Below are 25,421 nucleotides of genomic sequence, written 5' to 3'. Positions count from 1 at the left end.
AAGTCCCGCATGTTGTCCGTTTGCCGGACGTCGCCCCCGCGAGGCGACGCCGCCGCGTGCCCCGCGCGACTTGCCGCCATTCCGTTTGCAACCGTTGGTCCGTCCCGCATGAACACCTTGACCCTCAAGCCCGGCAAAGAAAAGTCCTTGCTGCGCCGTCATCCCTGGATTTACGCTACCGCCGTGGCGCGCGTGGACGGCAAGCCGGCTTCCGGCGCAACGGTCGTGGTGCGAGCCGCCGACGGGCGCTTTCTCGCGCGCGCCGCGTTCAGCCCGGTCTCCGCCATCCGTGCCCGCGTGTGGACGTTCGACGAGAACGAGCCGGTCGATCACGCGTTCTTCAAACGTCGCGTGTCGGCGGCCCTGGCCTATCGCGAGCAGATGGTGCACGACACGGGCGCGACGCGCCTGATCTTCGGCGAGGCCGACGGTCTGCCGGGTCTGATCGTCGACCGCTATCAATCGGCCCCCGGCGCGCCGGTGACCGACCAGATCGTGTGCCAGTTCATGGCCGCGGGCGTAGAAGCCTGGAAGGATGCGATCACGCGCGCGCTCACCGGCGCGACCGGTTGCCCGAACGTCTATGAGCGCTCCGACGCCGCCGTGCGCGAGCGCGAAGGCCTGCCGAGCATCACCGGCGTGCTGGCGGGCGCCGAGCCGCCGGAAGCGCCCGACCTCCTGACGACATACGAGTGCGGCGTGAAGTATTACGTCGACGTGCGCAACGGACACAAGACCGGCTTCTACATCGACCAGCGCGACAACCGTTTGCTCGTACAGCAACAGGCCAAGGGCAGCGACGTGCTCAATTGCTTCTGCTACACCGGCGGCTTTTCGCTGGCGGCGCTGGCGGGCGGCGCACAGAGCGTGCTGTCCATCGACTCGTCGGGCGAGGCACTGGCCATCGGCGCGCGTAACGTCGAACTCAACGGTTTCGACGCCAACCGCGCCGAGTGGCGCGATGCCGACGTCTTCAAGACCCTGCGCGCTTTGCGCGAAGAGGGACGCACGTTCGACATGATCGTGCTCGATCCGCCCAAGTTCGCCCCGTCGGCCCATCACGTTGATCGTGCCGCCCGGGCCTACAAGGACATCAATATGGCGGGTTTCCGCCTGCTGCGTCCGGGCGGTCAGTTGCTGACGTACTCGTGCTCGGGCGCCATCGACGCGGCGCTGTTTCAGAAGATCGTGGCGGGGGCAGCGGTCGATGCCGGTGTCGACGCGCGTATTCTGCGCCGCCTGTCGGCTGGCATGGATCACCCCATGCTCACGCAATTCCCCGAGGGCGAATACCTCAAGGGACTTTGGTTGCAGCGTATGTAAGTGCTCGCTATTGTGGGCGTCAGCCCAGCGTCAATGCGACCACACCCAACGCGATCAGCACGGCACCGCCCACGCGGCGGTGCATCTCACCTTCTCCCAGCAGACGTACGCCCAGCAGCGCGGCGACCATCATCGACATCTCCCGCGCCGGGGCGACGTGCGAGACCGGCGCGTATTTGAGCGCGGTGAGTATCAGGAAGTAGGACATCGGCGAAATCAGCGAGATGAGCACGATCTTGCGCCAGTTCGACTGCCAGAGCATGGCGATGCGTGCAGGGCGCGAGCACGCCATCGGGGCCGAGAGCACCACCCGCAGCACGTTCTCCAGGTAGTAATAGACAAGCGGCGCGAGCAGTAGCGTACGAATGGCGTAGGCGTCGGCCAGCGTGTATGCGGCGATGAATCCGCCCGTCAGCACGCCCCAGCCGGCGCCCGCATGCATGCTGCCGCGCCGGAACAGGCGCTCGCCGCCGGCGATCACCAGCACGCCGCCCACCACGAGCCCGATGCCGGCGAGCGCCAGCCAGCCTGGGCGTTCGCCCAGCAGCACGATGGCGCCCAGCGACGACAGCAATGGCCCGGTGCCGCGCGCGAGCGGGTAGACGACCGACAGATCGCCCACCCGGTAGCCGCGCTGCAAGACCAGGGTATAGCCATAGTGCAGCAAGGCGCTGGCGGCGATGACAACCCAACCGAGTGCCGTTGGCCAACCGGCGTCGGCACCGATCAGGAAGAACAGCGCCAGCGGCGTGTAGAGCACGACGGTGAGCAGCGCATAGAGGAAGACGAGTTGCGGGCCGCCCCCTTCGCTCGTGTCGATGCGTTTGGCGAGGAAATTCCATGTGGCATGCAGGAATGCGGCGGTAACGACTAGAGCGAGAGCGGTGGGCGACATGGCAAGGGGTGTTTTTTGTGTCAATTGTATGACGCATTGCTCGTACACTTTCAGTCACTTTCGAGCCGTCCCTCCGACGCTCGAGGCCGAGTCCTCACTTTTGCAACTCGGTTGCAGCGCTGGCGGCGCTGTGCTTAAATCGATTCATGAGCCTTACTCAACTACAACCGTATCTGGAAGCTGCGCGCACAAGCTTGCAGGAGCAATCGGGCCGCGTGACCTCGGGGCGTGTGCGTGTGCTGGCCTTGCTGCTCAAGGCTGGCCGGCCGCTCACTCATCAGGAAGTGCTGGCCGATCTGGCCACCGACGCCGATCCGCTCGACCGCGTGACGGCCTACCGCGTACTCGACTGGCTGGTCGCGCAGGGGTGGGCCATCAAGCAGGCGGGCGACGACCGGATCTTCCGCTTCGTCATGGCCGAGCATGTCGACCCGCAACGTGCCGCATCGCCGCGTCCGCATACGCAACACGGTCATTTCCGCTGTGTACGCTGTCACCGGACCTTCTGTCTTGACGATTGGCCCCAGCATCCCCAACTGAGTGAGCGCGAACTCAAGCGCCTGCCCAAGGGTTTCGTGGGCGAACAGGTCGAGCTGCTGATTCACGGCACTTGCGCACAGTGCGCGGGCGCCCCCAACTGACGCGTCCCAAGCCGCTTTTCGTCACCTCGGGTAGAGTGGGTGACTTTCAGGCGGCAACGGGCAAGCCGCTTCACAACAGGACATTGCATTCATGACCCCCGTCACCATCCTGACCGGTTTTCTCGGCAGCGGGAAAACCACGCTGCTCAAGCGCATCCTGACCGAAGCGCACGGCATGAAGATTGCCGTCATCGAAAACGAATTCGGTGAAGAAAACATCGATAACGACATCCTCGTGCAGGAGAACGCCGAGCAGATCGTGCAGATGAGCAATGGCTGCATCTGCTGCACGATTCGCGGCGATCTGGTGCAGGCCCTGTCCGATCTGAACAGCCAGCGCGATGCGGGCAAGATTCAGTTCGATCGCGTGGTGATCGAGACGACCGGCCTGGCCAACCCCGGCCCGGTGGCGCAGACCTTCTTCATCGACGACGAAGTGGCCGACACCTATCGGCTCGACGCCATCATCACGCTGGTCGACGCCAAACACGGCCCGCAACAGCTCGATCAACACGAAGTGGTGCAGCGCCAGGTGGGCTTTGCCGACCGCCTGTTCATCACCAAGGCCGATCTGGTCACGCCCGAGGTGCTGCACGATCTGAAACATCGTCTCGCGCACATGAACCCGCGCGCCCCGCAGCAGGTGGTCGACTTCGGTCAGGCCGACCTCAAGCAGATTTTCGATATCCACGGCTTCAACCTGAACGACAAGCTGGATATCGATCCGGACTTCCTGGCCGCCGACGAGCACTCGCACGACCACGACCATGACCATGACCACGCGCACTGCGATCACGATCATGGCCAATGCGCTCACGAGGGTCACGACCACGGGCACCACCATGCGCATCACGACGACGCCATCAAGTCGTTCGTCTTCCGCACCGAAAAGGCATTCGATCCGGCCAAGCTGGAGGATTTCCTCGGGAGCATCCTACAGGTGTACGGCGAACGCTTATTGCGTTATAAAGGCGTATTAAATATGCGCGGCATCGACCGCCGGGTCGTGTTCCAGGGCGTGCACCAGATGATGGGTAGTGACGTGGGCACGAAATGGCAACCCGGAGAGACGCCGAACACCAAGATGGTGTTTATTGGTGCCGAGCTGCCGAAAGACATCATCCTGCAAGGGCTGGAGCGCTGTCTGGTCTGAACGGGACTGCCGAATCGATCAACGGGAAACCCCTTAACCGGAGCTTTCCGATGATTCGGTTACAATACCTGCCCACTGGGCTGTCGCCAGCGAATTGACGCGGCATTCCGGGGGGTAGGCAGGGGAGCACCGCCATGGCCACCGCCTCTCGCAAGACTGCCACCGCACGCCCCACGCGCCGGTCTGACCCGGCGCCGGATGCGGGTGCCAAGCGTGCTCCAGCAGGCAAATCGAAGACGGGCGAGAAGGTCGCCGCCAAAAAGGCCGCGCCCCAATCGTCCGGCAGGAACGTAACCCAAGAAGCCGCCCGCGGCATCGCCGGTAAGCAAGACGTCCCATCTGCTGCAGGGGCGTCGCCGGACTATCCGAAAGAGACGCCACAAAAACCCATGAGCAAGAAAAGACTTTTGACCGAGGCCGAAATTCTGAAGATGGGCGAGAAGGACTACATGAATGAAGATCAACTCGCCTTCTTCAAGGATCGTCTGGAAACTCTGCAAGCTGACATTCTGCGCAATGCCGGTCAAACGACCGAGAACCTTCGGGAAACCATTCTCGTCCCGGACCCGGCTGACCGCGCCACGATCGAAGAAGAGCACGCACTTGAACTGCGTACCCGTGATCGTGAACGCAAGCTGCTGAAGAAGGTGCAGCAATCGCTCGCCCGCATCGATTCCGGCGAGTATGGCTGGTGCGAGGAAACCGGTGAGCCGATCGGCATTCCGCGTCTGCTTGCCCGCCCGACGGCTACCCTGTCGCTCGAAGCGCAGGAACGTCGCGAACTGCGTCAAAAGCTGTTCGGCGACTGATCGCATCACGCAATCCGGCCCGATGCCGCGCGGTGGCGGCAAGTTTGTCAGTCGGGCCCCTCGGTTTGCTAAAGGCATGTCTTCACGACATGCCTTTTTTGTTGCCCATCTTGATGCCGGCCGGTCGACCACGCGACGCCAGCCTCGCACTGTCGCCTGCACGCAACGCAAGGTAGCGCTCGCGGCCTAGAGGGCTTTATGGCAGAATTGCAACTCAGTTGCAATTTAGCGTTTCCATGCTGCCTATCGAATCCGTCTTTCGCCAATGGCGTGCGCGTTTGCGCACGCTGGCCGGCCGTGGGCGAAGCGGCTGGATCGTCTGGCTCATCGTCGCGCTGATCTGCGTGCAGATGTGGGGTTTGCAACACGAAATCCTGCATGCGCGCGAGTTGTCCGGTGGCGTGTGGAGTGCGTCGGCGCCAGTCGATTCGCATGCCTCGGATCTCACGTTTGGCGACGACGATGACGTGTCGTCGACGACGCCATTCGGTGTTGGCGGCCATCACCATCATTGCCATCTGTTCGAAGGGGCGACGCTGGCGGCCGCCATGGCGGTGGCCGTCCTGCAATGGCGCGGTGCCAACGCCACGGCGAACACCCCGCTGCGCGCCAACGGCCGCACTCATGCCAGTGCGCTTGAACTGCCGTTCGACTCTCGCGCCCCGCCGGTCGCGGTCTGACCCCACGCGTTCTCTCGCGTTTTTCCGCGCTTCCTGCGCGAATCCCTGCCAACGCCAGCACTGAGCTTCGCCGCCCTTCAGGGCCTCGACGGCGGTGTGCTGCTGCGCGTTCGTTCGCCGACAGGCGTCGACGCGGCGGGTTCGCTCGCGCCGATGCACGGGATATCCGGGAGTCTTGCGCCCTCGGGCGAGGCTCCCCCGGACAGATCCAACAGAACTCATAACGACATGGCACACATTTCATCGAACGCCGCGCGTGAGCGCGCGACGTCTTCGCTCGCTTACGCATCGCTTCCCGCCGCGCCTCGTGCGCGCCTCGCGCGGCCCAACCTGGCACCGCTGCCGTTGGCTGCCGCACTGACATTCAGTGCGCTCGCCATGACGAGTTGGTCCGTACAAGCCGCTGACGCACGCGCCGAACTACCTTCTGCGACCGCCACCCCGGCGGCGCCCGAAGCTGTGCTGCCGACAACGTTCGTCACCGGCAACCCCCTCGGACGCGCCGCTGCCGACCTCGCCGCACCTGTGACCGAACTCGACGGGAAAGCGCTCGCGCTGCGCCGAGCCGGCACGCTGGGCGAGACGCTCGACGGCCTGCCGGGCGTCTCGGCGACGTCCTACGGCCCGAACGTCAGCCGTCCGATCATTCGCGGTCTCGACGGCGACCGGATTCGCGTGCTGCAGAACGGCACTGCCGCGCTTGACGCCTCGTCGCTGTCGTACGACCACGCCGTGGCGCAAGATCCGCTGACGATCGAGCGCGTAGAAATCGTGCGTGGCCCGGCCGCCTTGCTGTACGGCGGCAATGCCGTCGGCGGCGTAATCAACACCATCGATAACCGTATTCCGCGCGAATCCATCACCGGCATTTCCGGGGCGACGGACTTCAGCTACGGCGGCGCCAACCGCGAACGCGCGGGCGCGGCACAGCTTGAATTCGGCAATGGCCAGTTCGCGCTCCATGTCGATGGCTTCGCACGAAAGAGCGCGGACCTGCGCATCCCCGGCTTCGCGCATTCGGCACAACAACGTGCACGCGACGACGACGGCACGCCGCAAGCGTCGGGCACGTTGCCGAACAGCAACGGACAGGTGAGCGGCGCGGCTGTGGGGGCGTCGTGGACATGGGTCAACGGCTACACGGGCCTTTCGTACTCCGGTTACGACTCCGATTACGGCACGGTGGCCGAGGCCGACACGCGCATCCGGCTGCGGCAGCAGCGTCTGGCGTTAGCCAGTGAAGTGCGCAATCTGAGCGGACCGTTCACCGCCCTCAAGTTCAACTTCGGCTACACCGATTATGAGCACAAGGAAATCGAGAACGGCGAGACGGGCACGACGTTCAAGAATCACGGCTACGAAGGGCGCATCGAAGCGCGCCACGCGAAGATCGGGCCGCTCGAAGGCGCCGTGGGCGTGCAGTTCTCGCAAAACACTTTCTCGGCGCTCGGCGAAGAGGCCTTCGTGCCGAAGAGCGATACGAGCAATGTGGCCCTTTTCGCACTCGAAGAGTGGGCCGTGAGTCAGGCGGTGAAGCTCTCGTTCGGCGCGCGTATCGAACACACGAGCGTCAAGCCGAGCGCTGGCGGCAACGAGCGTTTCGACAACCTGCCGTCGCGCAATTTCACCCCCGGCAGCGTGTCGGCAGGGGCCGTCTTCGCGCTGGCGCCCGCGTGGTCGGTCGCGCTCAATACGTCGTACACCGAGCGGGCGCCGACGTTCTACGAGCTATACGCTAACGGCCCGCATCTGGCGACCGGCGTCTGGGAAATCGGCAACCCGCAGGCCAAGCTCGAAAAGGCATTCTCGACCGATCTGTCGCTGCGCTATGAAAGCGGTCCGAACAAGGGCAGCGTCGGCTTGTTCTACAGCCGCTTCACCAATTTCATCGCATTGAACAACACGGGGCAGACGATCGCCGGGGACGTCCGGGACCTGCCGGTCTATCAATACGCGGGCGTGCCGGCCGACCTTTACGGTGTCGAAGCCGAAGGCCGCGCCCGGCTCTGGCAGGGCTACGGCAATCTCGATCTCGAGCTGCGCGGCGATTACACCCTCGGGCGCAACCGCGATACGGGCGAACCGCTGCCGCGCATCGCGCCGTTGCGTCTGACAGCGGCGCTGGCCTATGGACTGGGCCACTGGGGCGCGCGTCTGGAAATGGTGCACGCGAGCAATCAGGGCCGTGTGCCCGTGAACGATCTGACAACGAGCGGCTACACCACGCTCGGCGCCTCGCTCACGTACCAGTTCAAGGCCGGCGGCGCTCAGTGGCTGGCGTATCTGAAGGGCGAGAACCTGACCAATCAGGAAGTGCGTCTGGCCAGTTCGGTGCTGCGCGACATTGCGCCGCAGGGCGGACGCTCGGTTCGTGTGGGGTTGCGCACCACGTTCTAAGCGGCAAAACTCCGCAAAAACGAAGCAATTTCCGAGAAATTGCTTCGCAGCATCCAATTCGCGCGGTGCAATGCCGCGCGAATCTCCCGATTCACGCCGCTTTTTGCGACACTGGCTTGCCGTCGAAAAGCGGCGCGTGCCTGCCGCCGTCGACGCCTCTTGATATTCTTTCGATTGCCCTAAACTACAGTCACGTCTCGCCCGGTCGGGTGCGTCGTCACAGTCGTGAGGACGTGTCAGGCGTCCGGGCCAATCGTTACGGGGCGAGTGTCGCCCCCCGAAAAGGAACAGGCATGGAGCAATATCACGGCACCACCATCGTCTCCGTTCGGCGCGGCGATCAGGTCGCGCTCGGCGGCGACGGCCAGGTCACGCTCGGCAACATCGTGATGAAGGGCACCGCACGCAAGGTGCGCACGATTTATGACGGTAAGGTCATGGTCGGCTTCGCTGGGGCAACGGCGGACGCCTTCTCGCTGCTCGACCGCTTCGAGGCGAAGCTTCAGAAGCATCAGGGGCATCTGACGCGCTCGGCCGTCGAACTCGCCAAGGACTGGCGTACCGACCGCATGCTGCGTCGGCTCGAAGCGATGATGATCGTCGCCGACGCCGAGACCACGTTGGTCATTACCGGCAATGGCGATGTGCTCGATCCGGAGGGCGGCGTGGCTGCCATCGGTTCGGGCGGATCGTATGCACAGGCTGCGGCCCGCGCGCTGATCGAGAACACCGATCTGACGCCGGGCGAGATCGTCAAGAAAGCGCTGACGATCGCCGGCGAGATGTGCATCTACACGAACGACAACCACATTATCGAAACGCTGCCGCCGAAGGCAGCGAAGTGACGACGGACGACGCGCGCGCCGCAGCAGGTGGACTCCTGCGGCGCGACCTGCCGGCCGGCGGCTGAACGACAGCTGGCCGGCCGGGCGTCACCCTCTGTGCGAACCCCTAATTTGGCGAACGTCATGACCCATATGACCCCCTCCGAGATCGTTTCCGAACTCGACAAACACATCATCGGCCAGCAGAAGGCCAAGAAGGCCGTTGCGGTGGCCTTGCGCAACCGTTGGCGCCGTCAGCAGGTGGCTGAGCCCCTGCGTCAGGAAATTACGCCGAAGAACATTCTGATGATCGGTCCGACCGGTGTCGGCAAGACCGAGATCGCCCGCCGTCTGGCCAAGTTGGCCGACGCGCCGTTCATCAAGGTCGAGGCGACCAAGTTCACCGAAGTCGGCTACGTGGGCCGCGACGTCGACAGCATCGTGCGCGACCTCGCGGAAATCGCGATCAAGCAGACGCGGGAAGCCGAAATGAAGAAAGTGCGTACCAAGGCCGAAGATCGCGCCGAGGACCGCATTCTCGATCTGCTGCTGCCGACCGGACGCGAATCGTCGCGCGATATCCGTTTCGGTTCGGCGTCGCATGAGGCTGAGCCGAGCGCGGAAGACAACATCACGCGTCAGACCTTCCGCAAGCGTCTTCGCGAGGGTCAGCTCGACGACAAGGAAGTCGAACTGGAAGTGGAAGTTCCGGCACAGGGCATGGAGATCATGGGCCCGCCGGGAATGGAAGAGATGACCGAGCAGATCAAGGGCATGTTTGCGAATCTGGGCAATCAGCGCAAGAAGCGCCAGAAGCTCAAGATCAAGGACGCGCTCAAGGTGCTGACCGACGAAGAAGCGTCGAAGATGCTCAACGACGAAGAGGTCAAGCAACTGGCCCTGCGTAACGTCGAGCAGAACGGCATCGTGTTCCTCGACGAAATCGACAAGATCGCCACGCGCAGCGAAGTGGGCGGCGGCGACGTGTCGCGTCAGGGCGTGCAGCGCGATCTGTTGCCGCTCGTCGAAGGCACGACCGTGAGCACGAAGTTCGGCATGATCAAGACGGATCACATCCTGTTCATTGCGAGCGGTGCGTTCCATCTGGCCAAGCCGAGCGATCTGATTCCGGAACTGCAAGGCCGCTTCCCGATCCGCGTCGAACTCGAATCGCTCTCGGTCGGAGATTTCGAAGCGATTCTCACGCAAACGGATGCCAGCCTCGTCAAGCAGTATCAGGCGTTGCTCGCGACCGAAGACGTGCATCTCGAATTCGCGCCGGACGGCATCAAGCGTCTCGCGGAAATCGCGTTCTCGGTCAACGAGAAGACGGAAAACATCGGTGCGCGACGTCTGTACACCGTCATCGAGAAGCTGCTCGAAGACATTTCGTACAACGCCGGCAAGCAGGCGAGCGAGGTGGTGTCGATCAACGCCGAGTACGTCAATCGCTTCCTCGAAGAAGTGGCGCAGAACGAAGATCTGTCGCGCTACGTGCTGTGAGATCGAAGTGATGTGAAAAAGGCCCCGCGAGGGGCCTTTTTTTTTGTCTGACGGCGACGCGAGCGTTACTGCTTCACCGGCCGCTTCAGCAGCTTGCGCTGCAACGTGCGGCGATGCATGTTCAGCGCGCGTGCCGTGGCCGAGATGTTGCCGTTGTGTTCGGAGAGCACGCGTTGAATATGCTCCCACTCGAGACGCGCGACCGACAGCGGCGAGGGATTTTCGAAGGCTTCGTCGGCCTGGGTCTCACTCGCATCGCTGCGCAGCGATGCGAGGATCGTGTCCGCATTGGCCGGCTTGGCGAGATAGTTGTCGGCGCCGTCCTTGACGGCTTGCACCGCCGTCGCGATGCTCGCGTAACCCGTGAGCACCAGCATGCGGGCTTTCGGTTGCAATGCGCGCAGCGGGGCGATGAGCGGCAGGCCCGAGTCGTGGCCCAGATGCAGGTCGACCGAGATCAGATCGAACTGACGCGTGCGCGCCGCGAGCAGCGCTGCGGCGCCGTCGGCCGCTATCTGCACGTCGTAGCCGCGACGGGTCAACGCGCGGGCCAGCGTTTCGGCGAAGACGACATCGTCGTCGATGAGAAGGAAATGCGAGGCGTTCATGTCTGACTCCGCGAGCCGAAGAAGAAGGTGGCCATCGGCAGGCGCAGCTCGGCGCGCGTGCCTTGCGGCGTGTTGGGGGTGAGGACGATGTCGCCGCCGAGACGCTGCGCACTGGCAAAGGCCAGATACAGGCCCATGCCATGCCCGCCGTGCGTGCTCATGACGGGGGAGGTGCCCAGTCGGGTACGCAACTCGGCGGTCATGCCGGGGCCTTCGTCACAGACGGTAAAGCGGGCATCTTCCGGCGTGATGCTTACGTCGAGCGTGACCGACGACGGGCTGAAGTAGGCCGCGTTATCGAGCAGGATGGTGAGAATCTGACCGACCTGTACCGTGTCTTCGATGCGCGCGGTCATCTGCGGCGGAACACGTAACTGGAACTGCACCTGCGGATGACGCAAGCGCCATTGCGTAGTGAAAGCGGGCAGCCACTCGGCCACCGCCTGACGTACGGGGGCTGCGGCACGCGTCTGCACGTGGCCGATGGCGCTCTTGCACAACGCAATTTGCTGCTCAAGTGTCTGAAGATCCAGCTCGAAGGGCTTCAGCGCGGCGTTGCTCAGACTCTCGCTGCGAAGTTCGCCGATGACCACGGCCATCGTCGAGAGCGGCGTGCCGAGTTCGTGCGCCACGCTCGCGGCCTGAGCGCCGAGTGCGGCCATGCGTTCGTCGCGCAACAGCCGTTGTTCCGCACGGGCGAGCTGCGCGTCGCGGGCGCGCAGTGCACGGGACATCCGGGAGACGAACCACGCAATCACGAGCACGCTGACCACGAAGTTGACCCACATCCCTGCCAGATGCAGGCGCAGCAGATTGCCTGGGTCGGCCAGATCGAGCGGCACGTACTGGAAGTTCAGGGCGCCATAGGCGACCAGCGAGAGCAACGCCAGTTGCGAGGCGTTACGCCACGGCAGCACGGCGGCGGCAATTGCCAGACCCGGCAGGAAGAGCGAGACGAACGGATTGGTCGCGCCACCCGAGAAGAACAGCAGCGCGGTGAGCGCGGCCAGATCGACGAGCAACTGGCTCATCAGGTCGAGATCGGTGTGGCGCTTGGCGCGCTCGACGCCGCGTCGCGCCCGTATCCACGTGAGCACGTTGAACAGCACTTCGAGGGCGACGATGGTGAGCATCGGCTCGAGCGGCAGGCGCACGCCGAGCCAGAGTTGCGCGACCCCGATCGTCGCCAGTTGGCCCACGATGGCCAGGCAGCGCAGCCAGAAGAGCTGGACGACGTTGGTTCGCTCGATGGGAAAATGAGTCATACGACAAGTGTACCAAGTCCGGGTCACGGGCCATCCCGCGTCTCCGGGCGCTGCGACACTCTGCCGCACGGGGAGGCAGGCCGCATCGCGCCGCCCGTGCACGCGTACGACGGGGCGCGACTACAATGAACGTCCGCGTCTCGCGCGACAGGGTGTCGCGCGACGTCTCCTGCGATACAGGGCGGATGTGTGTCCGTCGACAACGAAAAGGAGTTTGCATGAAACACAAGCTTTGGGGGGTTGCCGCGCTGAGTTTCGGCATGGCCTCGGCCTATGCACAGGTGGATGTCTCCGATGCGTGGGCGCGCGGTACCGTGCCCGGCCAGACCGCGACCGGCGTTTTCATGACGTTGCAGGCGCATCAGGCGACAACGCTCGTCGGTGTGAGCACGTCGGCTGCCGCGAACGCCGAAGTGCATGAAATGAAGCTCGAAGGCACGCTGATGAAAATGCGCGCGCTGCCCAACGGCCTGCCGCTGCCGGCCAATCAGCCGGTGCAGCTCAAGCCGGGCAGCTATCACATCATGCTCACAGACCTGAAGGCAGCGCTCAAGAAGGGCGACACCGTGCCCCTGACGTTGCGTTTCGAATCGGCGGATCACAAGAAGTCCGAGCAGCAGGTTCAGGTGCCGGTGCGCGATCTGACGGCAGGCGCGCCTGCCGCGGGCAGCATGGCCGGCATGGCACACGGCACGCACAGCCAATAACCTCAACGCCCATGTCGTGCCCAGCGAGCCTCAGCCGGGATCGGCGGCGGTGCCGTCGATCGCTACACCGGCGGCGGCGAGCGCCGCACGAAGGCAGTCAGGGCACAGGCAGGCATCGGCACCGAGCCGGGCCGACGCGGGCAGATGGGGCCAATCGAGGCACCAGCAGCGCAAGCCGGCGGTGCCGGGCGCCGACGCAAGCACACCGCACGCCACGACGGCGCCGCACCGGGGGCAGCGCGACGGATCGGGCGCCATGCCGACCGGCGCCGGAGGGTTCGTGTCAACCATGGTCCCGATTCCCGATCTCTTTTTCCATCGCCATAGATTACCAAGCCTTGAGCGGCGGCGAAGCCACAGCGCGGGCGTCTGGCCGGGGTGTTCGCCGGCACGAGTTGCACAACTGCAACAGCGCGCCCGCTGTCATCGGCCGGCCTTCGGCGCTCGCTTGCGGCACCGAAATTGTCGGGCGACGGGCGATGCGGCAAAAATCGGCCACTGACGGGCGTCCATGACCAAGTGAAAGGGGTGATACGCACACGCGATTCTGTGCCGCTGAGCGGGCGAAAATCGCCGCTTTTGCGGTTACCGTCCGACACTCGGCGCAAGGCCGCCTTGGGCATTGGCCGAGGCAAGTCCCAGACCCTTCCGAAACCGGTCAAAGCCCCGCACGCAAAGGCTTCTTGGTTGTACAATGCGCCGTGTTTCTGGTCCACCTGCGAAGAACCTTCCCGCCATGTCCGATCCGCAACTGTCTTCCATCGACGACATCGCACCTGCTCTCAAAGCCGAAGTGCTGGCTGAGGCGATGCCGTATATCCGCAAGTACCACGGTAAGACCGTGGTGATTAAATACGGCGGCAACGCAATGACCGAAGAGCGTCTGAAGCAGGGCTTCGCGCGCGACGTCATTCTGCTCAAGCTCGTCGGCATCAACCCGGTGGTGGTGCACGGCGGCGGCCCGCAAATCGATCAGGCGCTCAAGAAGATCGGCAAGCAGGGCACGTTCATCCAGGGCATGCGGGTGACCGATGAAGAGACGATGGAAGTGGTCGAGTGGGTGCTCGGCGGCGAAGTCCAGCAGGACATCGTCATGCTGATCAACCAGTACGGCGGCCAGGCAGTGGGTCTCACCGGCAAGGACGGTGGTCTCATCAACGCTCGCAAGATGCTGATGCCGGATCGCGAACATGAGGGCCAGTTCCTCGACATCGGTTTCGTCGGTGAAGTCGACTCGATCAACCCGGCGGTGGTGCGCGCGTTGCAGGACGACGCTTTCATTCCCGTGATCTCGCCGATCGGTGTGGGGGAAGACGGTCAGGCGTACAACATCAACGCCGACCTCGTGGCGGGCAAGCTCGCCACGGTGCTGGGCGCCGAGAAGCTCGTGATGATGACCAACATCCCGGGCGTGCTGGACCGTGAAGGCAATTTGCTGACCGATCTGTCGGCGCGCGAGATCGACGAACTGTTCGCAGACGGCACGATCTCGGGCGGCATGCTGCCGAAGATCTCGTCGGCGCTCGACGCTGCGAAGAGCGGCGTGAAGTCGGTGCACATCGTTGACGGCCGCATCGAGCACTCGGTGTTGCTCGAGATTCTGACGGAGCAGCCGTTCGGCACGATGATTCGCTCGCACTGAGCGCGACGTCATGCGGGCCACGTCGATGGAAACATCGCAGCCTGCAAGGCGCAAGGGCGGACCCTGCGGGGTCCGCTTTGCATTTGTGCGATCCGTCATTCCGATGGATCGATGATTCGACCTATCGACCGACTCACGAGACCCCATGCCCACACCTGCCTTTTTCTCCTGGAGTGGCGGCAAGGATTCCTGCCTTGCCCTGCATCACGCCCTGTCGTGCGACACGAGTGGCGCGCCGCATTACGACGTGCGGCGTTTGCTGGCGATGTTCGACGACACCGGCGACAGCTCACGCTCGCATGGCCTGCCGCGTGAATTGATGCAGGCGCAGGCGGATGCGCTTGGTATCGCGCTCGATGTTGGACATGCCGGCTGGCGCGAATACGAGACGGCGTTCGTTGCCCGATTGCAGGCGATGCGGGCTGACGGCATCACACACGGCCTGTTCGGCGACATCGATTTGCAGCCGCATCGCGATTGGGAAGAGAAAGTCTGTGCGGCAGCGGGCATGACCGCCGTGCTGCCGCTGTGGCAGCGCGAGCGCCTGACGCTCGCGCATGAGTTCATCTCGCTGGGCTATCGCGCGGTGATCGTGTGTGTGGACGGGCGCCATCTCGGGCCGGAATTCGTCGGCCGCGAATACGATGCGTCGTTGCTGGCCGATCTTCCGGCAGGTGTCGACGCGTGCGGTGAGAACGGCGAGTTCCACACCTTCGCCTACGATGGCCCGCGCTTCACGCAGCCAGTGCCGTGGCGCATCGAGCGGGTCGAGACGATTCACGGCCCCAAGGAATACGGCGGCACGCCGTACCACCGCGCGCACATCGCGTCCGCGCCGGACTGAGCCGGACGCGGGACATCAACCGGGTGCGGTCAATTGGCGCAACTCGTCGAGCAGCTTGGCCGCGGGGCTTGGCAAGATCCCCTGACGGCGGCGAAATGCCGTGAGCGTGCGCGTGGCGCGCACGGTCGCAATCGGTAACGTATCCATCACCTGCGCCCTCGCTTCGACATCGTACATGGGCTCGGGCATCCACGTCAGAAAACCGCATCGCGCGACCATGCTCTTGAGCACGGGCACCGAGCGCGTTTCCACGACGATGTTCGGCAGCCCCAGCCCGTGTGCGGCGAACACGCCTTGCATATGCGCATACGGTGCGGTGCCGCGTGGCGGAATGGCCCAGCGTTGCGAAAGCGTGTCGGCCAGTTCAAGCGTCTTGCGCTGGCGCAACGGGTGATCGCACGCGGCCACTACGTAGCTGTCGTCTTGCCAATGGCAGTCGGCGATGGCGACGATGTCTTCGGTATCAGGGGCGGCGGTCGAGAGCGCCAGATCGATCTCGTGCCGCATGAGCCCTTGCGCGAGCCGGTCCCACACCCCTTCGATGATCTCCACCCGCAGATTCGGCCAGCGATTGAGCACACGATCGACGGCGAGCGGCAGCACATGGCTCGCGATGGCGCCGACGGCGCCAACTTTGATGACGCCTTTGGCGAGCCCGCGCAACGCATCGATCTCTTCGCGCGCGTGGTCGGCCTCGCGCTCGAGCAGCATCGCGTGCGGTAACAAGGCTTGCCCGAACGCCGTCAATTCCATCCCCTTGCTGTGACGCTCGAACAACGGCGCGCCCAGATCGGTCTCAAGCCGCTTGATGGTGCGGCTCAACGCGGGCTGGGTGAGGTGCAGCTCCGTGGCGGCCCGACCAAGACTGCCGGTCGCGACAATGGTCGTGAAGGCGCGCAATTGCTGGAGATTGAGGCTCATGGAAACTCCAGAGGAAGGCGGGGAGGCCGAACGCAATGACGGCAACGCGGCGACATCGAAAAGTCATGCAAAAGCGTAATGACTTCGGTACGTAAAAGCAATTCCGGTGCATATGTCGGCTGCCTATACTCGTGTGCATCGCTCGTCGCAATTGAAATTGATCGACTTGCCGCGCCGGTGTCAGGCCGCGCAGCCCGAGCCCATACAACAACCACGCCGTCACGCTCGCGCGTCGACGGCGGCACGAGACAACCGTATCCATGAAAGACAGCCGAGAACTTCGCGCGGACCAGCGCGCCGGTACGCCTCAAGCCCTGAGCGTTCGCGAGGTGGTCATCGACCTGATGCGCCGTCATGGCATGACCAAGGTGTTTGCCAACCCCGGTTCGACCGAGTTGCCGTTGTTCCGCGACTTCCCCGCCGACTTCGAATACGTGCTGGGTCTTCAGGAGGCGGTGGTCGTCGGCATGGCCGACGGCTACGCACAGGCGACCGGCAATGCGGCCTTCATCAATCTGCACTCGGCCGCCGGTGTCGGCAACGCGATGGGCAACATCTTCACGGCCTACAGGAATCAGACGCCGCTCATCGTGACCGCCGGCCAGCAGGCGCGCTCGATTCTGCCGTTCGATCCGTTCCTCGCATCGGTGCGGGCGACGGAGTTGCCGCAGCCGTACGTCAAATTCAGTCTGGAACCGGCGCGTGCCGAAGACGTGCCGCTGGCGCTCGCCCGTGCGTATCACATCGCCATGCAGGAACCGAAGGGGCCGGTCTTCGTTTCGATTCCGGTCGACGATTGGGATCGGCCTGCCGAGGCGTTGCCGCCGCGTCAGGTGAGCACACGTGTGCAGCCCGATCCGGTGGCGCTTGCGCAACTGGGGGCGGCGCTCGATGCGTGCGAGCGTCCGGCGTTCGTCGTCGGTTCGTCCATCGACCGGGCAGGGGCGTTCGACGCCGTGGTTGCGCTGGCTGAACGGCACAACGCTCGCGTTTTCACCGCACCGATGTGTGCCCGCTGTGCGTTTCCCGAAGATCACCGCCTGTTCGCCGGCTTCCTGCCGCCGATGCGCGAGAAGATCGTAGGTTTGCTAAGCGGTCACGATCTGATTCTCGTGATCGGCGCCCCGGCGTTCACATATCACGTGGAAGGCGCGGGGCCACATGTCCCCGAGGGCGCATCGTTGTTCCAGTTGATCGAAGATCCGGGCGTGGCGGCGTGGACGCCGGTCGGCGCATCCGTGGTGGGCAACGTGCGGCTCGGCGTCGAGGCGCTGCTCGCCCGCGACATCGCTGGCGAGCGCGCATTGCCGCCCGCGCGTGCCGTCGCGCCAGTGGCTACGGCGAACGCACCGGGCGAACGTATGACAACTGCCTTTGCGCTGCAAACGCTTGCCGAAGTGCGTGACGCTCACGACATCGTTGTGGAAGAAGCGCCGAGTGCGCGTTCAGTCATGCAGCAATACCTGTCCTTCACGCTGCCGGGCACGTTCTACACGATGAACAGCGGCGGCCTCGGGTACTCCATGCCTGCGGCGGTCGGTGTGGCGATGGCGCATCCGGCACGGCGCGTCATCTGTCTGATCGGCGACGGCTCTGCGATGTATTCGATTCAGGGCCTGTGGAGTGCAGCACAAGCCAGGTTGCCCATCACGTTCGTGATTCTGAACAACCGCCGCTATGCCGCGTTGCAGGACTTCGCGCCGTCGTTCGGCTTCGGGCCGAAAGACCCGGTGCAAGGGACCGATCTGCCCGATCTCGATTTCGTGCGTCTGGCCGAGGGCATGGGCGTGCGCGCGCAGCGCGTCGAACAGGGAAGCGAGTTGCGCGACGTGCTGTCGCAAGCCATGGCGAGTGGCGAGACACGTCTCGTCGAAATCGTAGTGGCATGATGCACGGCGAGTGCGTGCGCCGGTCCTCCCGAGTGCCGTGCTCGCCATCGCGTGACGAACCATCGAGCAAGGAGACGAATGCCAATGCCTACCCAACAAGATCCTAAAGCCCTGACGATGCTGATCGCCGGTAAGCGCGTCGGCGCGACGCACGGCGCCACCTTCGAGCGACGCAATCCGCTCGACGGCGAAGTCGCCTCGCGCGCCCCCGCTGCCACTGCCGACGACGCCCGCGCCGCTGTGCGCGCCGCGTGGGACGCTTTTCCCGCATGGTCGAACACTGGTCCCGGCGAACGCCGCGCGCTGCTCATGAAGGCCGCCGATCAACTGGAAGCGAAAGTCGAACAGTTTCAGGCCACCATGGCTGCGGAGACGGGCGCGTCTGGCTTGTGGGCTGGCTTTAACGTACATCTGGCCGCGCAGGGGCTACGCGAAGCTGCCGCGATGACGACGCAGATCGCTGGTGAAATCATCCCGTCGGATGTGCCGGGCAGTCTCGCGATGGGGGTGCGTCAGGCCGCGGGCGTGGTGCTCGGCATTGCGCCGTGGAACGCGCCAGTCATTCTCGGCGTGCGTGCGTTGGCGTTGCCGCTGGCTTGCGGCAACACCGTGGTTTTCAAGGGGTCGGAGCTGTGTCCGGCCACGCACGGTCTGATTGCCGATGCGCTGGAGGACGCTGGTTTGCCGCCGGGCGTAGTGAACTTCATTACCAACGCGCCGAAGGACGCCGGCGCCATCGTCGAAGCGTTGATCGCGCAGCCCGCCGTGCGTCGCGTGAACTTCACCGGTTCGACGCGCGTGGGCCGCATCATCGCCACGATGTGTGCAGAACATCTCAAACCTGCCGTGCTGGAGTTGGGCGGCAAGGCGCCGTGTCTGGTCCTCGACGATGCCGATCTCGATGCCGCCGTGAACGGCGTCGCATTCGGGGCGTTCGCCAACTCCGGACAGATTTGCATGTCGACAGAGCGCATCGTCGTGGCGGAGTCGATTGCCGATGCCTTCGTGGAAAAACTCGCTGCCAAGGCGCGTGCGCTGCCGCTGGGCGATCCGCGCGAAGGCCCGGTCGTGCTCGGTTCGGTGATCGACATGGCGACGGTCGAGCGCTGCAACGCGCTGATCGACGATGCCCTCGCCAAGGGCGCGAAGCTGCTGTGCGGCGGCCGCGCAGAAACCACGCTCATGCCTGCCACGCTGCTCGATCACATCACGCCCGACATGAAGATTTACAGCGAAGAGTCGTTCGGTCCGGTCAAGGGCATCGTGCGGGTGGAAGACGACGAAGCGGCCATCGCGTGCGCCAACGACAACGCCTACGGGCTGTCGTCCGCCGTCTTCAGCCGCGACATCGCGCGAGCGATGGGCGTTGCCAAACGCATCGAATCGGGCATCTGCCACATCAACGGCCCCACGGTGCACGACGAAGCACAGATGCCGTTCGGCGGCGTGAAGTCGAGCGGCTGGGGACGTTTCGGCGGCAAGGCCGGCGTTCACGAATTCACCGATCTGCGCTGGATGACAGTGCAGATCACCCCGCGTCACTACCCGTTCTGAGCGACGCTCGACGTCCCGGACACCCCGGACGTCACGTGAAGTCACGCAAGACCCACCATACCGCCGCAGCCGGGAGACCGGAACAGACGGCCGGAGGAGACAACCGTGTCACAACAGTACGAAACCGCCCCTGCGGGGGCCGGTGCAACGTCCGGCCATGCCAGCGCCGGCGAGGCTCACCCCCACGACACCGGCGCTGCCGCCACGACAGCCACGCCGGGCGCATCGGCAAACTACGGCCGAGTGGTGGCGGCCAGTTGCTTCGGTACCGCTATCGAGTGGTACGACTTTTTCATCTACGGCTTTCTGGCGCCCATCGTGTTCGACCGGCTGTTCTTCCCGCAGCTCGATCCGATGACGGGCATGATCGCCGTGTTCGCTACCTTCGCCGTCGGCTTCATCGCGCGGCCCATCGGCGGCATCGTGTTCGGCCACTTCGGCGACCGCATCGGCCGGAAGTCGATTCTGTTGTTCACCCTGATTCTGATGGGCGTGGCCACCACGACGATCGGTCTGCTGCCCACGTACGACAAGGTCGGCATGTGGGCGCCGATCATGCTCGTGACGTTGCGTTTCGTGCAGGGCTTCGCGCTCGGCGGGGAATCCGTCGGCGGCTTGCTGATGACGGTCGAAGGTGCGCCTGCCCACCTGCGCGGGCTCTTTGGCGGATTGATTCAGGCCGCAGGGCCGACATCGATCGTGGGCGCGTCGCTCGCCATCGTGCTCATCACGCGGCTGCCGGAAGACGATCTGCTCACCTGGGGCTGGCGTTTGCCGTTCCTCGTGAGTCTGCTACTGGTGGCGTTGGGCACGTATGTGCGTCTCAAGGTGGAGGAATCGCCGAGCTTCAAGGCGGCAGAACAGCATCGCGATATCGCGAAGGTGCCGGTCGTGGAAGTCGTCACGCATTACTGGCGGCCGACGCTCGTCACGTTCTTCATCTGTCTGGCCGAGACGAGCTTCTTCTATCTGGTGGCGATTTTCTCGCTGTCGTACGGCACCAAGACGCTGGGCTTGCCACGCAACATGATGGCCGACGGCGTGCTGTACGCGAACATTCTCGCGATGCTGACGATCCCCGCGTTCGGCATGCTCTCCGACAAGCTGGGACGCCGCCCGATGTTCCTGATGGGACTGGCCGCTACCGCGATCTTCATCTATCCCTTCTTCCTGATGATGGGCAGCAAGGAGACGGCGCTGGTCGTGATGGCCATCGTGATCGGTGCGGGCGTGATTCATCCGATGATGTTCGGCCCGGAAGGCAGCTTCTTCTCGGAACTGTTCGACACCCGCGTGCGCTTCTCGGGCGTGTCGCTCGGCAAGCAGATCGGCACGGTACTGGGCGGCGGAATGGCGCCGATGATTGCCGCGAGTCTGCTGGCGTGGAGTCACGGACAGATCTGGCCGGTCATCGTCTACTTCCTCGTCCTCGCGGCGATGGCGCTGATCTCGACTTTCCTTGTGCGTGAGACGAAGGACCGGACGCTGTAACGCGGTCCGGCGATCCATGAAAAGACAACAGCCCCGCTCGCGATGCGAAGCGGGGCTGTTGTCTTCCGACGCCGGCGTCGATGCGTTACCGATCGAGTTACAGATCGAGCACCAGCATGGTCGATTTGCTGCGCGAGCAGCACGGCAGGATCTGGTCGTTGGCCGCGCGTTCTTCGTCGGTCAGGTAGACGTCGCGATGATCGGGCGTGCCGTCGATCACGCGCGTGAGGCACGTGCCGCACACGCCTTGCTCGCACGACATCTGTACTTCAACGCCCTGAGCGGCGAGCGCCGCAACGATGGTCTCTCCGGCCTTCACATCGATCACACGGCCGCTCGAATGCAGCTTCACCTGAAACGGCTGGTCGCCGCCGGTGTCTGCCTGCGCCGGTGCGGCGAAGTACTCGCGATGCACATTGCCTTCCGGCCATTGCGCCGCTTCCGCGCGGGCGAGGATTGCTTCGATGAAGCCGGCCGGGCCGCAGACATACAGATGCTTGCCGCCGGACGGCTGCGCAAGGATGGCGTCGAGATCGGCGCGCTCGCCGTCGTTGTCGAAGTACAGACGCGTCTTCGCCGCGAGATCGTCTCGCGCGAAGCGATCGCGAAACGCGGTACGTGCGGGTTCGCGGGTGCAGTAATGCACTTCGAACGACGCATCGCCTGCGGACAACGCTTCGGCCATGCACAAAATCGGCGTCACACCGATCCCGCCGGCGAGCAGAATACTGTGCTGCGCTTGCTCGGCGAGCGGGAAGTGATTGCGCGGTGCGCTGATCTCCAGCGTGGTGCCGACCGCGAGCGCATGCATGCCGGTAGAACCGCCTCGCGATGCCGGGTCGCGCAACACACCCACACAGTAACGATGCGTCTCGCCGGGCGCGTTGCACAGCGAGTACTGACGCACGAGTCCGTCGGCCACGTGCACGTCGATATGCGCGCCTGCGGTGAATGCCGGCAGCGGGCTGCCGTCGACACTCACCAGTTCGAATTCGCAGATGTCGGTCGCGACATCGCGCTTGTTCGCCAGCCTGACTTTCATGCCGCACTCCCCAGGCGCTGTACGTTGGCCCCACCGGCGCGTTCGACATCGATCAGACGGTCGAGCACCTTGCGCGACTGCACGCCGCCCGCGTCGATGTTGAGCTTCAGAATCGGTTTCTCGGGATACGCGGACAGATTGCGCTGCTGGGCTTCGAGCACGTCCTGGTCTTCGGCGAAGATACCGCCCTGCCCACGCTTGATCGCAGCGGTGAGTTCGGCGTCTTCCGGCTTGAAGTTGCGCGCCATGCCCCAGAAATACCAGATCGATTCGTCCGACTCGGGCGTGATGAAGTCGACCACGATGCTGCCGGCCTTCTTGTCGGCCGGTGCGTGGTAACCGCCATGACCCGCGTGCGCAACCCCCACTTCGATCATCACGTGGCTCGGCGGCGTGAAGCGGCAGACTTGCCAGCGGTCGCACGGCACCTGATCGTCAAGACCGTTCGCCCGCAGCGCGCTTGCCCAGAACGGCGGCGCCTTGATGTTCTCCATGTGGCGCGCCGTAATCACCATGTCGCCTTCGACGGTCGTCTTCGGTGGCGCTTCTTCGATTTCCTCCTGACCGATGCTCGTCGCGTGCACATACGTCTCGTGCGTCAGGTCCATCAGGTTATCGATCATCAGGCGATAGTCGCACTTGATGTGATACAGCCCGCCACCATACGCCCACTGATCGCTCACCGCCCACGCCAGATGCGGAATCTCATCGGCGTTGGCGAGCGCGGCGTCGCCCGGCCAGACCCAGACGAAGCCGTAACGCTCCACGCAGGGAAACGAACGTGTCTTCGGGAAGCCGCCGACACGTTGGCCGACCATCTTCGTGCATTTGCCGCCGCCGTCGACCGTCAGACCGTGATAGCCGCAGACGAGGTGGCCGTCCTTGACGAAGCCCAGCGACAGCGCCGCGCCGCGATGCGGGCAGAAGTCCTCCAGCGCGGCGGCCTTGCCGTTCCCGTCGCGGAAGAACACGATCGGTTCGTTGCAGATCTTGCGGCCCAGCGGTTTCTCGGCAAACTCGTCCGGGGTGCAGGCGACGTACCAGGTATTTTTGAGGAACATGATCGTTTGTCTCCTTGGCGCACCTTCGAGCGGTGCGATCTCGTTTTGATAGGGGATGGTAGGGATGAAGTCGGGGAGCGCGCGTCAGAGCAACTGCGCGCCCATGCTGTGTTCCTGCGTGACGATGTGCTCACGGCACATGAACTCGGCGCGATCGGGCTGGCGCGCGGCAATCGCCTCGACGATGGCGTGATGCTGGCGATGGGCATACGCGATGATGTCTGCATACTGCCGGCGATCGTCATGCCCGAACGCCACCGTGCGCGGCGCGACGAACGGCACCAGATTGCAGCGCGCGATGAAGCCTTCGAGCAGCGGATTGCGCGCACCGGTGACGAGCAGATCGTGAAAGCGCGCGTTGAGCGACGCGTAGCCGATCTGCACTTCGGCCGTCATGGTGTGCCCGGCGAGCAGGCTGTCGCCTTCGGCCAGCAGATCGCGCAACTGATGGAGCAACTCGGCACTCGCACCTTTTTCGGCAAGCAGGCGCGCGGCGTAGCCTTCGAGGGCGCCGCGCAGATGCAGCGCCTCGACACTCTCCTCCCGCGTGTGGGCCCGTACGGCATAGCCTCGCTGCCCGGCACGCACCACCAGTCCTTCCTCGGCGAGCACCGGCAGCGCTTGCCGGACCGGCATGCGCGAGACCCCCAGTTGCTCCGCGAGTTTGGCTTCGGCCAGACGTTCGCCCGGCGCGAGGTCACCCTTGAGGATCATCTCGCGCAATTGAACCGTGGTCGGCGTGGGATGCAGCATGCGTCTCCTTTCGATTTTTCGGAATGCCTGCCGGTCGTTCTAGACCCTGCCAGATCCGGCTTTTACTCATTATGGGATCCCGTAATGGCAAAACGCATCAGTAGATACCCTGCTTTATGTTCATATGGGATCCCGGATAGACTCGGCGCTGCATAAGTGCGGGTGATGTCATTCGGCCGCCCGGCACCACAAGACAAAAGACGGAGACTTCGCGTGGCAAAGATCATTGGGGGGATCGGTACGTCGCACGTGCCGACCATCGGCGTGGCGTACGACAAGGGCAAGCAGCAGGACCCCGCGTGGGCGCCGCTGTTTCTGGGCTACGAGCCCGTAGCGAAGTGGCTGGCCGAAAAGCAGGCAGACGTTCTCGTGTTTTTCTACAACGACCACGCCACCACGTTTTTCTTCGACATGTACCCGACGTTTGCGCTGGGCGTGGGCGAGGCGTTCCCGATTGCCGACGAAGGCGCAGGGCTGCGTCCGCTGCCGCCGATCCGGGGCGACGTGGCGTTGCAGGCTCACATTGCCGAGTCGCTGGTGAACGACGAGTTCGATATCACCGTGTTTCAGGACAAGCCCATCGATCACGGTTGTGCGTCGCCGCTGCCGTTGCTTTGGCCGCACAAGCCGGACTGGCCGGGCACGGTCGTGCCGATTGCCATCAACGTGTTGCAATACCCGTTGCCGACGGGCCGCCGTTGCTATCGCCTCGGTCAGGCGGTGCGCCGCGCCATCGAGTCGTATCCGGAAGATTTGCGTGTGGTCGTGGTGGGCACGGGCGGTCTGTCGCACCAAATTCACGGCGAGCGCACGGGTTACAACGACGAAGCGTGGGATCGTGAATTCCTGGCACTGCTGGAGCACCAGCCCGAGAAGCTGACCGAACTCAAGCATGTGGACTACGTCGAGCGTGGCGGTGCCGAGAGCGTCGAGCAAATCATGTGGCTGTCGATGCGCGGCGCGCTCGGCCCGAACATCAGGCGTCTGCATCTGAACTACTACCTGGCGACGACCACCGCCATGACGGTCGCGCTCTACGAGGAGGACGCCGCATGAACCCGCAACTCGAAGGGATCGAGGCGATCACCGGTACCTACGCGTTCGATCTGCGCGTGAGCAATCGCACGCTCAAACTCAATCGCTTCTTCTGGCACATGATTCGCGCGGAGAATCGCGAGGCGTATCTGGGCGATCCCGTCGCTACGATGACGGCGGCCGGACTGAGCGCCGGCGAACAGGCGATGGTGCTGGCACAGGATTGGCTGGGTCTGGTGCGTCACGGCGTGAATTTCTTCGTGCTGGAGAAGTTCGCTCGCGTGGTGCGCAAGACCAATCTCGAAGTCTATGCCCTCATGCGCGGCGAGACGCTCGAAGCGTTCATGGCTACGCGCCGCGTGCCGACCATGCGCTGAGCCGGGC

The 25,421-nt window shown here is 64.2% G+C and carries 24 protein-coding genes; 16 read left to right on the top strand and 8 right to left on the bottom strand.

Annotated elements, in window-relative coordinates; genetic code table 11:
* Window positions 1–108: 108 nt before the first annotated feature.
* A complete protein-coding gene (locus PCO31110_RS03885) occupies window positions 109–1,323 on the top strand; it encodes a class I SAM-dependent rRNA methyltransferase (protein WP_010805613.1) in 1,215 nt (404 codons plus the stop codon).
* A 19-nt stretch (window positions 1,324–1,342) separates the two neighbouring features.
* Here the strand turns inward: PCO31110_RS03885 and PCO31110_RS03880 are convergent, their stop codons facing one another.
* Entirely contained in the window at window positions 1,343–2,218 is an 876-nt protein-coding gene (locus tag PCO31110_RS03880; protein WP_010805612.1) for an EamA family transporter, read from the bottom strand.
* Between the two features lie 146 nt (window positions 2,219–2,364).
* Here PCO31110_RS03880 and PCO31110_RS03875 point away from each other — a divergent pair, with 146 nt between their 5' ends.
* The 7 genes from PCO31110_RS03875 (at window position 2,365) to hslU (ending at window position 10,225) form a co-directional block, all read left to right on the top strand.
* Window positions 2,365–2,859, top strand: coding sequence for a Fur family transcriptional regulator (locus tag PCO31110_RS03875; RefSeq protein WP_010805611.1), 495 nt, complete (start codon window positions 2,365–2,367; stop codon window positions 2,857–2,859).
* Between the two features lie 91 nt (window positions 2,860–2,950).
* The gene (locus PCO31110_RS03870) at window positions 2,951–4,012 is read left to right on the top strand and encodes a CobW family GTP-binding protein (protein ID WP_150689665.1); all 1,062 of its coding nucleotides are present in this window, start codon (window positions 2,951–2,953) and stop codon (window positions 4,010–4,012) included.
* Between the two features lie 389 nt (window positions 4,013–4,401).
* Window positions 4,402–4,821, top strand: coding sequence for an RNA polymerase-binding protein DksA (dksA, locus tag PCO31110_RS03865; RefSeq protein WP_010805609.1), 420 nt, complete (start codon window positions 4,402–4,404; stop codon window positions 4,819–4,821).
* A 236-nt stretch (window positions 4,822–5,057) separates the two neighbouring features.
* Window positions 5,058–5,501: a hypothetical protein gene (locus PCO31110_RS03860; protein ID WP_150689664.1), complete on the top strand. Its 444-nt coding sequence runs from the start codon at window positions 5,058–5,060 to the stop codon at window positions 5,499–5,501.
* Between the two features lie 378 nt (window positions 5,502–5,879).
* On the top strand, window positions 5,880–7,898 hold the full coding sequence (locus tag PCO31110_RS03855) for a TonB-dependent receptor (protein ID WP_150689916.1): 2,019 nt from the start codon (window positions 5,880–5,882) through the stop codon (window positions 7,896–7,898).
* A 293-nt stretch (window positions 7,899–8,191) separates the two neighbouring features.
* The gene (gene hslV, locus PCO31110_RS03850) at window positions 8,192–8,743 is read left to right on the top strand and encodes an ATP-dependent protease subunit HslV (protein ID WP_010805606.1); all 552 of its coding nucleotides are present in this window, start codon (window positions 8,192–8,194) and stop codon (window positions 8,741–8,743) included.
* Window positions 8,744–8,866: 123 nt separating this feature from the next.
* A complete protein-coding gene (gene hslU, locus PCO31110_RS03845) occupies window positions 8,867–10,225 on the top strand; it encodes an ATP-dependent protease ATPase subunit HslU (RefSeq protein ID WP_150689663.1) in 1,359 nt (452 codons plus the stop codon).
* Window positions 10,226–10,290: 65 nt separating this feature from the next.
* Here the strand turns inward: hslU and PCO31110_RS03840 are convergent, their stop codons facing one another.
* Both PCO31110_RS03840 and PCO31110_RS03835 read right to left on the bottom strand, forming a co-directional pair.
* The gene (locus PCO31110_RS03840) at window positions 10,291–10,833 is read right to left on the bottom strand and encodes a response regulator transcription factor (protein ID WP_010805604.1); all 543 of its coding nucleotides are present in this window, start codon (window positions 10,831–10,833) and stop codon (window positions 10,291–10,293) included.
* Window positions 10,830–12,098 carry an ATP-binding protein gene (locus PCO31110_RS03835; RefSeq protein ID WP_010805603.1) on the bottom strand — a complete coding sequence of 423 codons (1,269 nt, stop codon included), beginning with the start codon at window positions 12,096–12,098 and terminating at the stop codon, window positions 10,830–10,832. Before PCO31110_RS03835 ends, PCO31110_RS03840 begins: the two co-directional genes overlap by 4 nt.
* Window positions 12,099–12,316: 218 nt before the next feature.
* On the opposite strand from PCO31110_RS03835, the gene PCO31110_RS03830 reads away from it, so the two are divergent.
* Window positions 12,317–12,805 carry a copper chaperone PCu(A)C gene (locus PCO31110_RS03830; RefSeq protein WP_150689662.1) on the top strand — a complete coding sequence of 163 codons (489 nt, stop codon included), beginning with the start codon at window positions 12,317–12,319 and terminating at the stop codon, window positions 12,803–12,805.
* Window positions 12,806–12,835: 30 nt separating this feature from the next.
* Here PCO31110_RS03830 and PCO31110_RS03825 read toward each other — a convergent pair whose 3' ends face one another.
* Window positions 12,836–13,096: a cysteine-rich CWC family protein gene (locus PCO31110_RS03825; protein ID WP_246189710.1), complete on the bottom strand. Its 261-nt coding sequence runs from the start codon at window positions 13,094–13,096 to the stop codon at window positions 12,836–12,838.
* Between the two features lie 445 nt (window positions 13,097–13,541).
* On the opposite strand from PCO31110_RS03825, the gene argB reads away from it, so the two are divergent.
* A complete protein-coding gene (gene argB / locus PCO31110_RS03820) occupies window positions 13,542–14,447 on the top strand; it encodes an acetylglutamate kinase (protein WP_150689661.1) in 906 nt (301 codons plus the stop codon).
* A 145-nt stretch (window positions 14,448–14,592) separates the two neighbouring features.
* Entirely contained in the window at window positions 14,593–15,291 is a 699-nt protein-coding gene (locus PCO31110_RS03815; protein ID WP_150689660.1) for a Dph6-related ATP pyrophosphatase, read from the top strand.
* 15 nt (window positions 15,292–15,306) lie between these two features.
* Here PCO31110_RS03815 and PCO31110_RS03810 read toward each other — a convergent pair whose 3' ends face one another.
* Entirely contained in the window at window positions 15,307–16,212 is a 906-nt protein-coding gene (locus PCO31110_RS03810; protein ID WP_150689659.1) for a LysR family transcriptional regulator, read from the bottom strand.
* 260 nt (window positions 16,213–16,472) lie between these two features.
* Between PCO31110_RS03810 and mdlC the strand changes: the two genes are divergently transcribed.
* From mdlC to PCO31110_RS03795, 3 genes are all read left to right on the top strand, one after another.
* The gene (mdlC, locus tag PCO31110_RS03805; RefSeq protein ID WP_150689658.1) at window positions 16,473–18,101 is read left to right on the top strand and encodes a benzoylformate decarboxylase; all 1,629 of its coding nucleotides are present in this window, start codon (window positions 16,473–16,475) and stop codon (window positions 18,099–18,101) included.
* Between the two features lie 84 nt (window positions 18,102–18,185).
* A complete protein-coding gene (locus PCO31110_RS03800) occupies window positions 18,186–19,655 on the top strand; it encodes an aldehyde dehydrogenase (protein WP_150689657.1) in 1,470 nt (489 codons plus the stop codon).
* A gap of 105 nt (window positions 19,656–19,760) precedes the next feature.
* Window positions 19,761–21,146 (top strand): MFS transporter, encoded by a 1,386-nt coding sequence (locus PCO31110_RS03795; RefSeq protein ID WP_150689656.1) that lies wholly within the window; start codon window positions 19,761–19,763, stop codon window positions 21,144–21,146.
* 97 nt (window positions 21,147–21,243) lie between these two features.
* On the opposite strand, the gene PCO31110_RS03790 is transcribed toward PCO31110_RS03795, so the two are convergent.
* From PCO31110_RS03790 to PCO31110_RS03780, 3 genes are all read right to left on the bottom strand, one after another.
* Window positions 21,244–22,188: a PDR/VanB family oxidoreductase gene (locus PCO31110_RS03790; RefSeq protein ID WP_150689655.1), complete on the bottom strand. Its 945-nt coding sequence runs from the start codon at window positions 22,186–22,188 to the stop codon at window positions 21,244–21,246.
* Window positions 22,185–23,249 carry a Rieske 2Fe-2S domain-containing protein gene (locus PCO31110_RS03785; protein ID WP_150689654.1) on the bottom strand — a complete coding sequence of 355 codons (1,065 nt, stop codon included), beginning with the start codon at window positions 23,247–23,249 and terminating at the stop codon, window positions 22,185–22,187. Before PCO31110_RS03785 ends, PCO31110_RS03790 begins: the two co-directional genes overlap by 4 nt.
* An 84-nt stretch (window positions 23,250–23,333) precedes the next feature.
* Window positions 23,334–24,002, bottom strand: a complete 669-nt coding sequence (locus PCO31110_RS03780) for a GntR family transcriptional regulator (RefSeq protein WP_010805592.1) — start codon at window positions 24,000–24,002, stop codon at window positions 23,334–23,336.
* 213 nt (window positions 24,003–24,215) lie between these two features.
* Here PCO31110_RS03780 and PCO31110_RS03775 point away from each other — a divergent pair, with 213 nt between their 5' ends.
* Complete coding sequence (locus PCO31110_RS03775; protein ID WP_150689653.1) at window positions 24,216–25,058, top strand: gallate dioxygenase; 843 nt, start codon at window positions 24,216–24,218, stop codon at window positions 25,056–25,058.
* On the top strand, window positions 25,055–25,414 hold the full coding sequence (locus PCO31110_RS03770; protein ID WP_150689652.1) for a protocatechuate 3,4-dioxygenase: 360 nt from the start codon (window positions 25,055–25,057) through the stop codon (window positions 25,412–25,414). The genes PCO31110_RS03775 and PCO31110_RS03770 overlap by 4 nt, the downstream gene beginning before the upstream one ends.
* Window positions 25,415–25,421: the final 7 nt, after the last annotated feature.

The sequence above is a fragment of the Pandoraea communis genome, from assembly GCF_902459745.1.
Lineage (GTDB): Bacteria > Pseudomonadota > Gammaproteobacteria > Burkholderiales > Burkholderiaceae > Pandoraea > Pandoraea communis.
This window is presented reverse-complemented; position numbering and strand designations above follow the sequence as displayed.

Bases quoted from the DNA above. Each gene is read 5' to 3' on its own strand.
- PCO31110_RS03885 (WP_010805613.1), top strand. From the start codon at position 109: ATGAACACCTTGACCCTCAAGCCCGGCAAAGAAAAGTCCTTGCTGCGC.
- PCO31110_RS03880 (WP_010805612.1), bottom strand. From the start codon at position 2,218: ATGTCGCCCACCGCTCTCGCTCTAGTCGTTACCGCCGCATTCCTGCAT.
- PCO31110_RS03875 (WP_010805611.1), top strand. From the start codon at position 2,365: ATGAGCCTTACTCAACTACAACCGTATCTGGAAGCTGCGCGCACAAGC.
- PCO31110_RS03870 (WP_150689665.1), top strand. From the start codon at position 2,951: ATGACCCCCGTCACCATCCTGACCGGTTTTCTCGGCAGCGGGAAAACC.
- dksA (WP_010805609.1), top strand. From the start codon at position 4,402: ATGAGCAAGAAAAGACTTTTGACCGAGGCCGAAATTCTGAAGATGGGC.
- PCO31110_RS03860 (WP_150689664.1), top strand. From the start codon at position 5,058: ATGCTGCCTATCGAATCCGTCTTTCGCCAATGGCGTGCGCGTTTGCGC.
- PCO31110_RS03855 (WP_150689916.1), top strand. From the start codon at position 5,880: ATGACGAGTTGGTCCGTACAAGCCGCTGACGCACGCGCCGAACTACCT.
- hslV (WP_010805606.1), top strand. From the start codon at position 8,192: ATGGAGCAATATCACGGCACCACCATCGTCTCCGTTCGGCGCGGCGAT.
- hslU (WP_150689663.1), top strand. From the start codon at position 8,867: ATGACCCATATGACCCCCTCCGAGATCGTTTCCGAACTCGACAAACAC.
- PCO31110_RS03840 (WP_010805604.1), bottom strand. From the start codon at position 10,833: ATGAACGCCTCGCATTTCCTTCTCATCGACGACGATGTCGTCTTCGCC.
- PCO31110_RS03835 (WP_010805603.1), bottom strand. From the start codon at position 12,098: ATGACTCATTTTCCCATCGAGCGAACCAACGTCGTCCAGCTCTTCTGG.
- PCO31110_RS03830 (WP_150689662.1), top strand. From the start codon at position 12,317: ATGAAACACAAGCTTTGGGGGGTTGCCGCGCTGAGTTTCGGCATGGCC.
- PCO31110_RS03825 (WP_246189710.1), bottom strand. From the start codon at position 13,096: ATGGTTGACACGAACCCTCCGGCGCCGGTCGGCATGGCGCCCGATCCG.
- argB (WP_150689661.1), top strand. From the start codon at position 13,542: ATGTCCGATCCGCAACTGTCTTCCATCGACGACATCGCACCTGCTCTC.
- PCO31110_RS03815 (WP_150689660.1), top strand. From the start codon at position 14,593: ATGCCCACACCTGCCTTTTTCTCCTGGAGTGGCGGCAAGGATTCCTGC.
- PCO31110_RS03810 (WP_150689659.1), bottom strand. From the start codon at position 16,212: ATGAGCCTCAATCTCCAGCAATTGCGCGCCTTCACGACCATTGTCGCG.
- mdlC (WP_150689658.1), top strand. From the start codon at position 16,473: ATGAAAGACAGCCGAGAACTTCGCGCGGACCAGCGCGCCGGTACGCCT.
- PCO31110_RS03800 (WP_150689657.1), top strand. From the start codon at position 18,186: ATGCCTACCCAACAAGATCCTAAAGCCCTGACGATGCTGATCGCCGGT.
- PCO31110_RS03790 (WP_150689655.1), bottom strand. From the start codon at position 22,188: ATGAAAGTCAGGCTGGCGAACAAGCGCGATGTCGCGACCGACATCTGC.
- PCO31110_RS03785 (WP_150689654.1), bottom strand. From the start codon at position 23,249: ATGTTCCTCAAAAATACCTGGTACGTCGCCTGCACCCCGGACGAGTTT.
- PCO31110_RS03780 (WP_010805592.1), bottom strand. From the start codon at position 24,002: ATGCTGCATCCCACGCCGACCACGGTTCAATTGCGCGAGATGATCCTC.
- PCO31110_RS03770 (WP_150689652.1), top strand. From the start codon at position 25,055: ATGAACCCGCAACTCGAAGGGATCGAGGCGATCACCGGTACCTACGCG.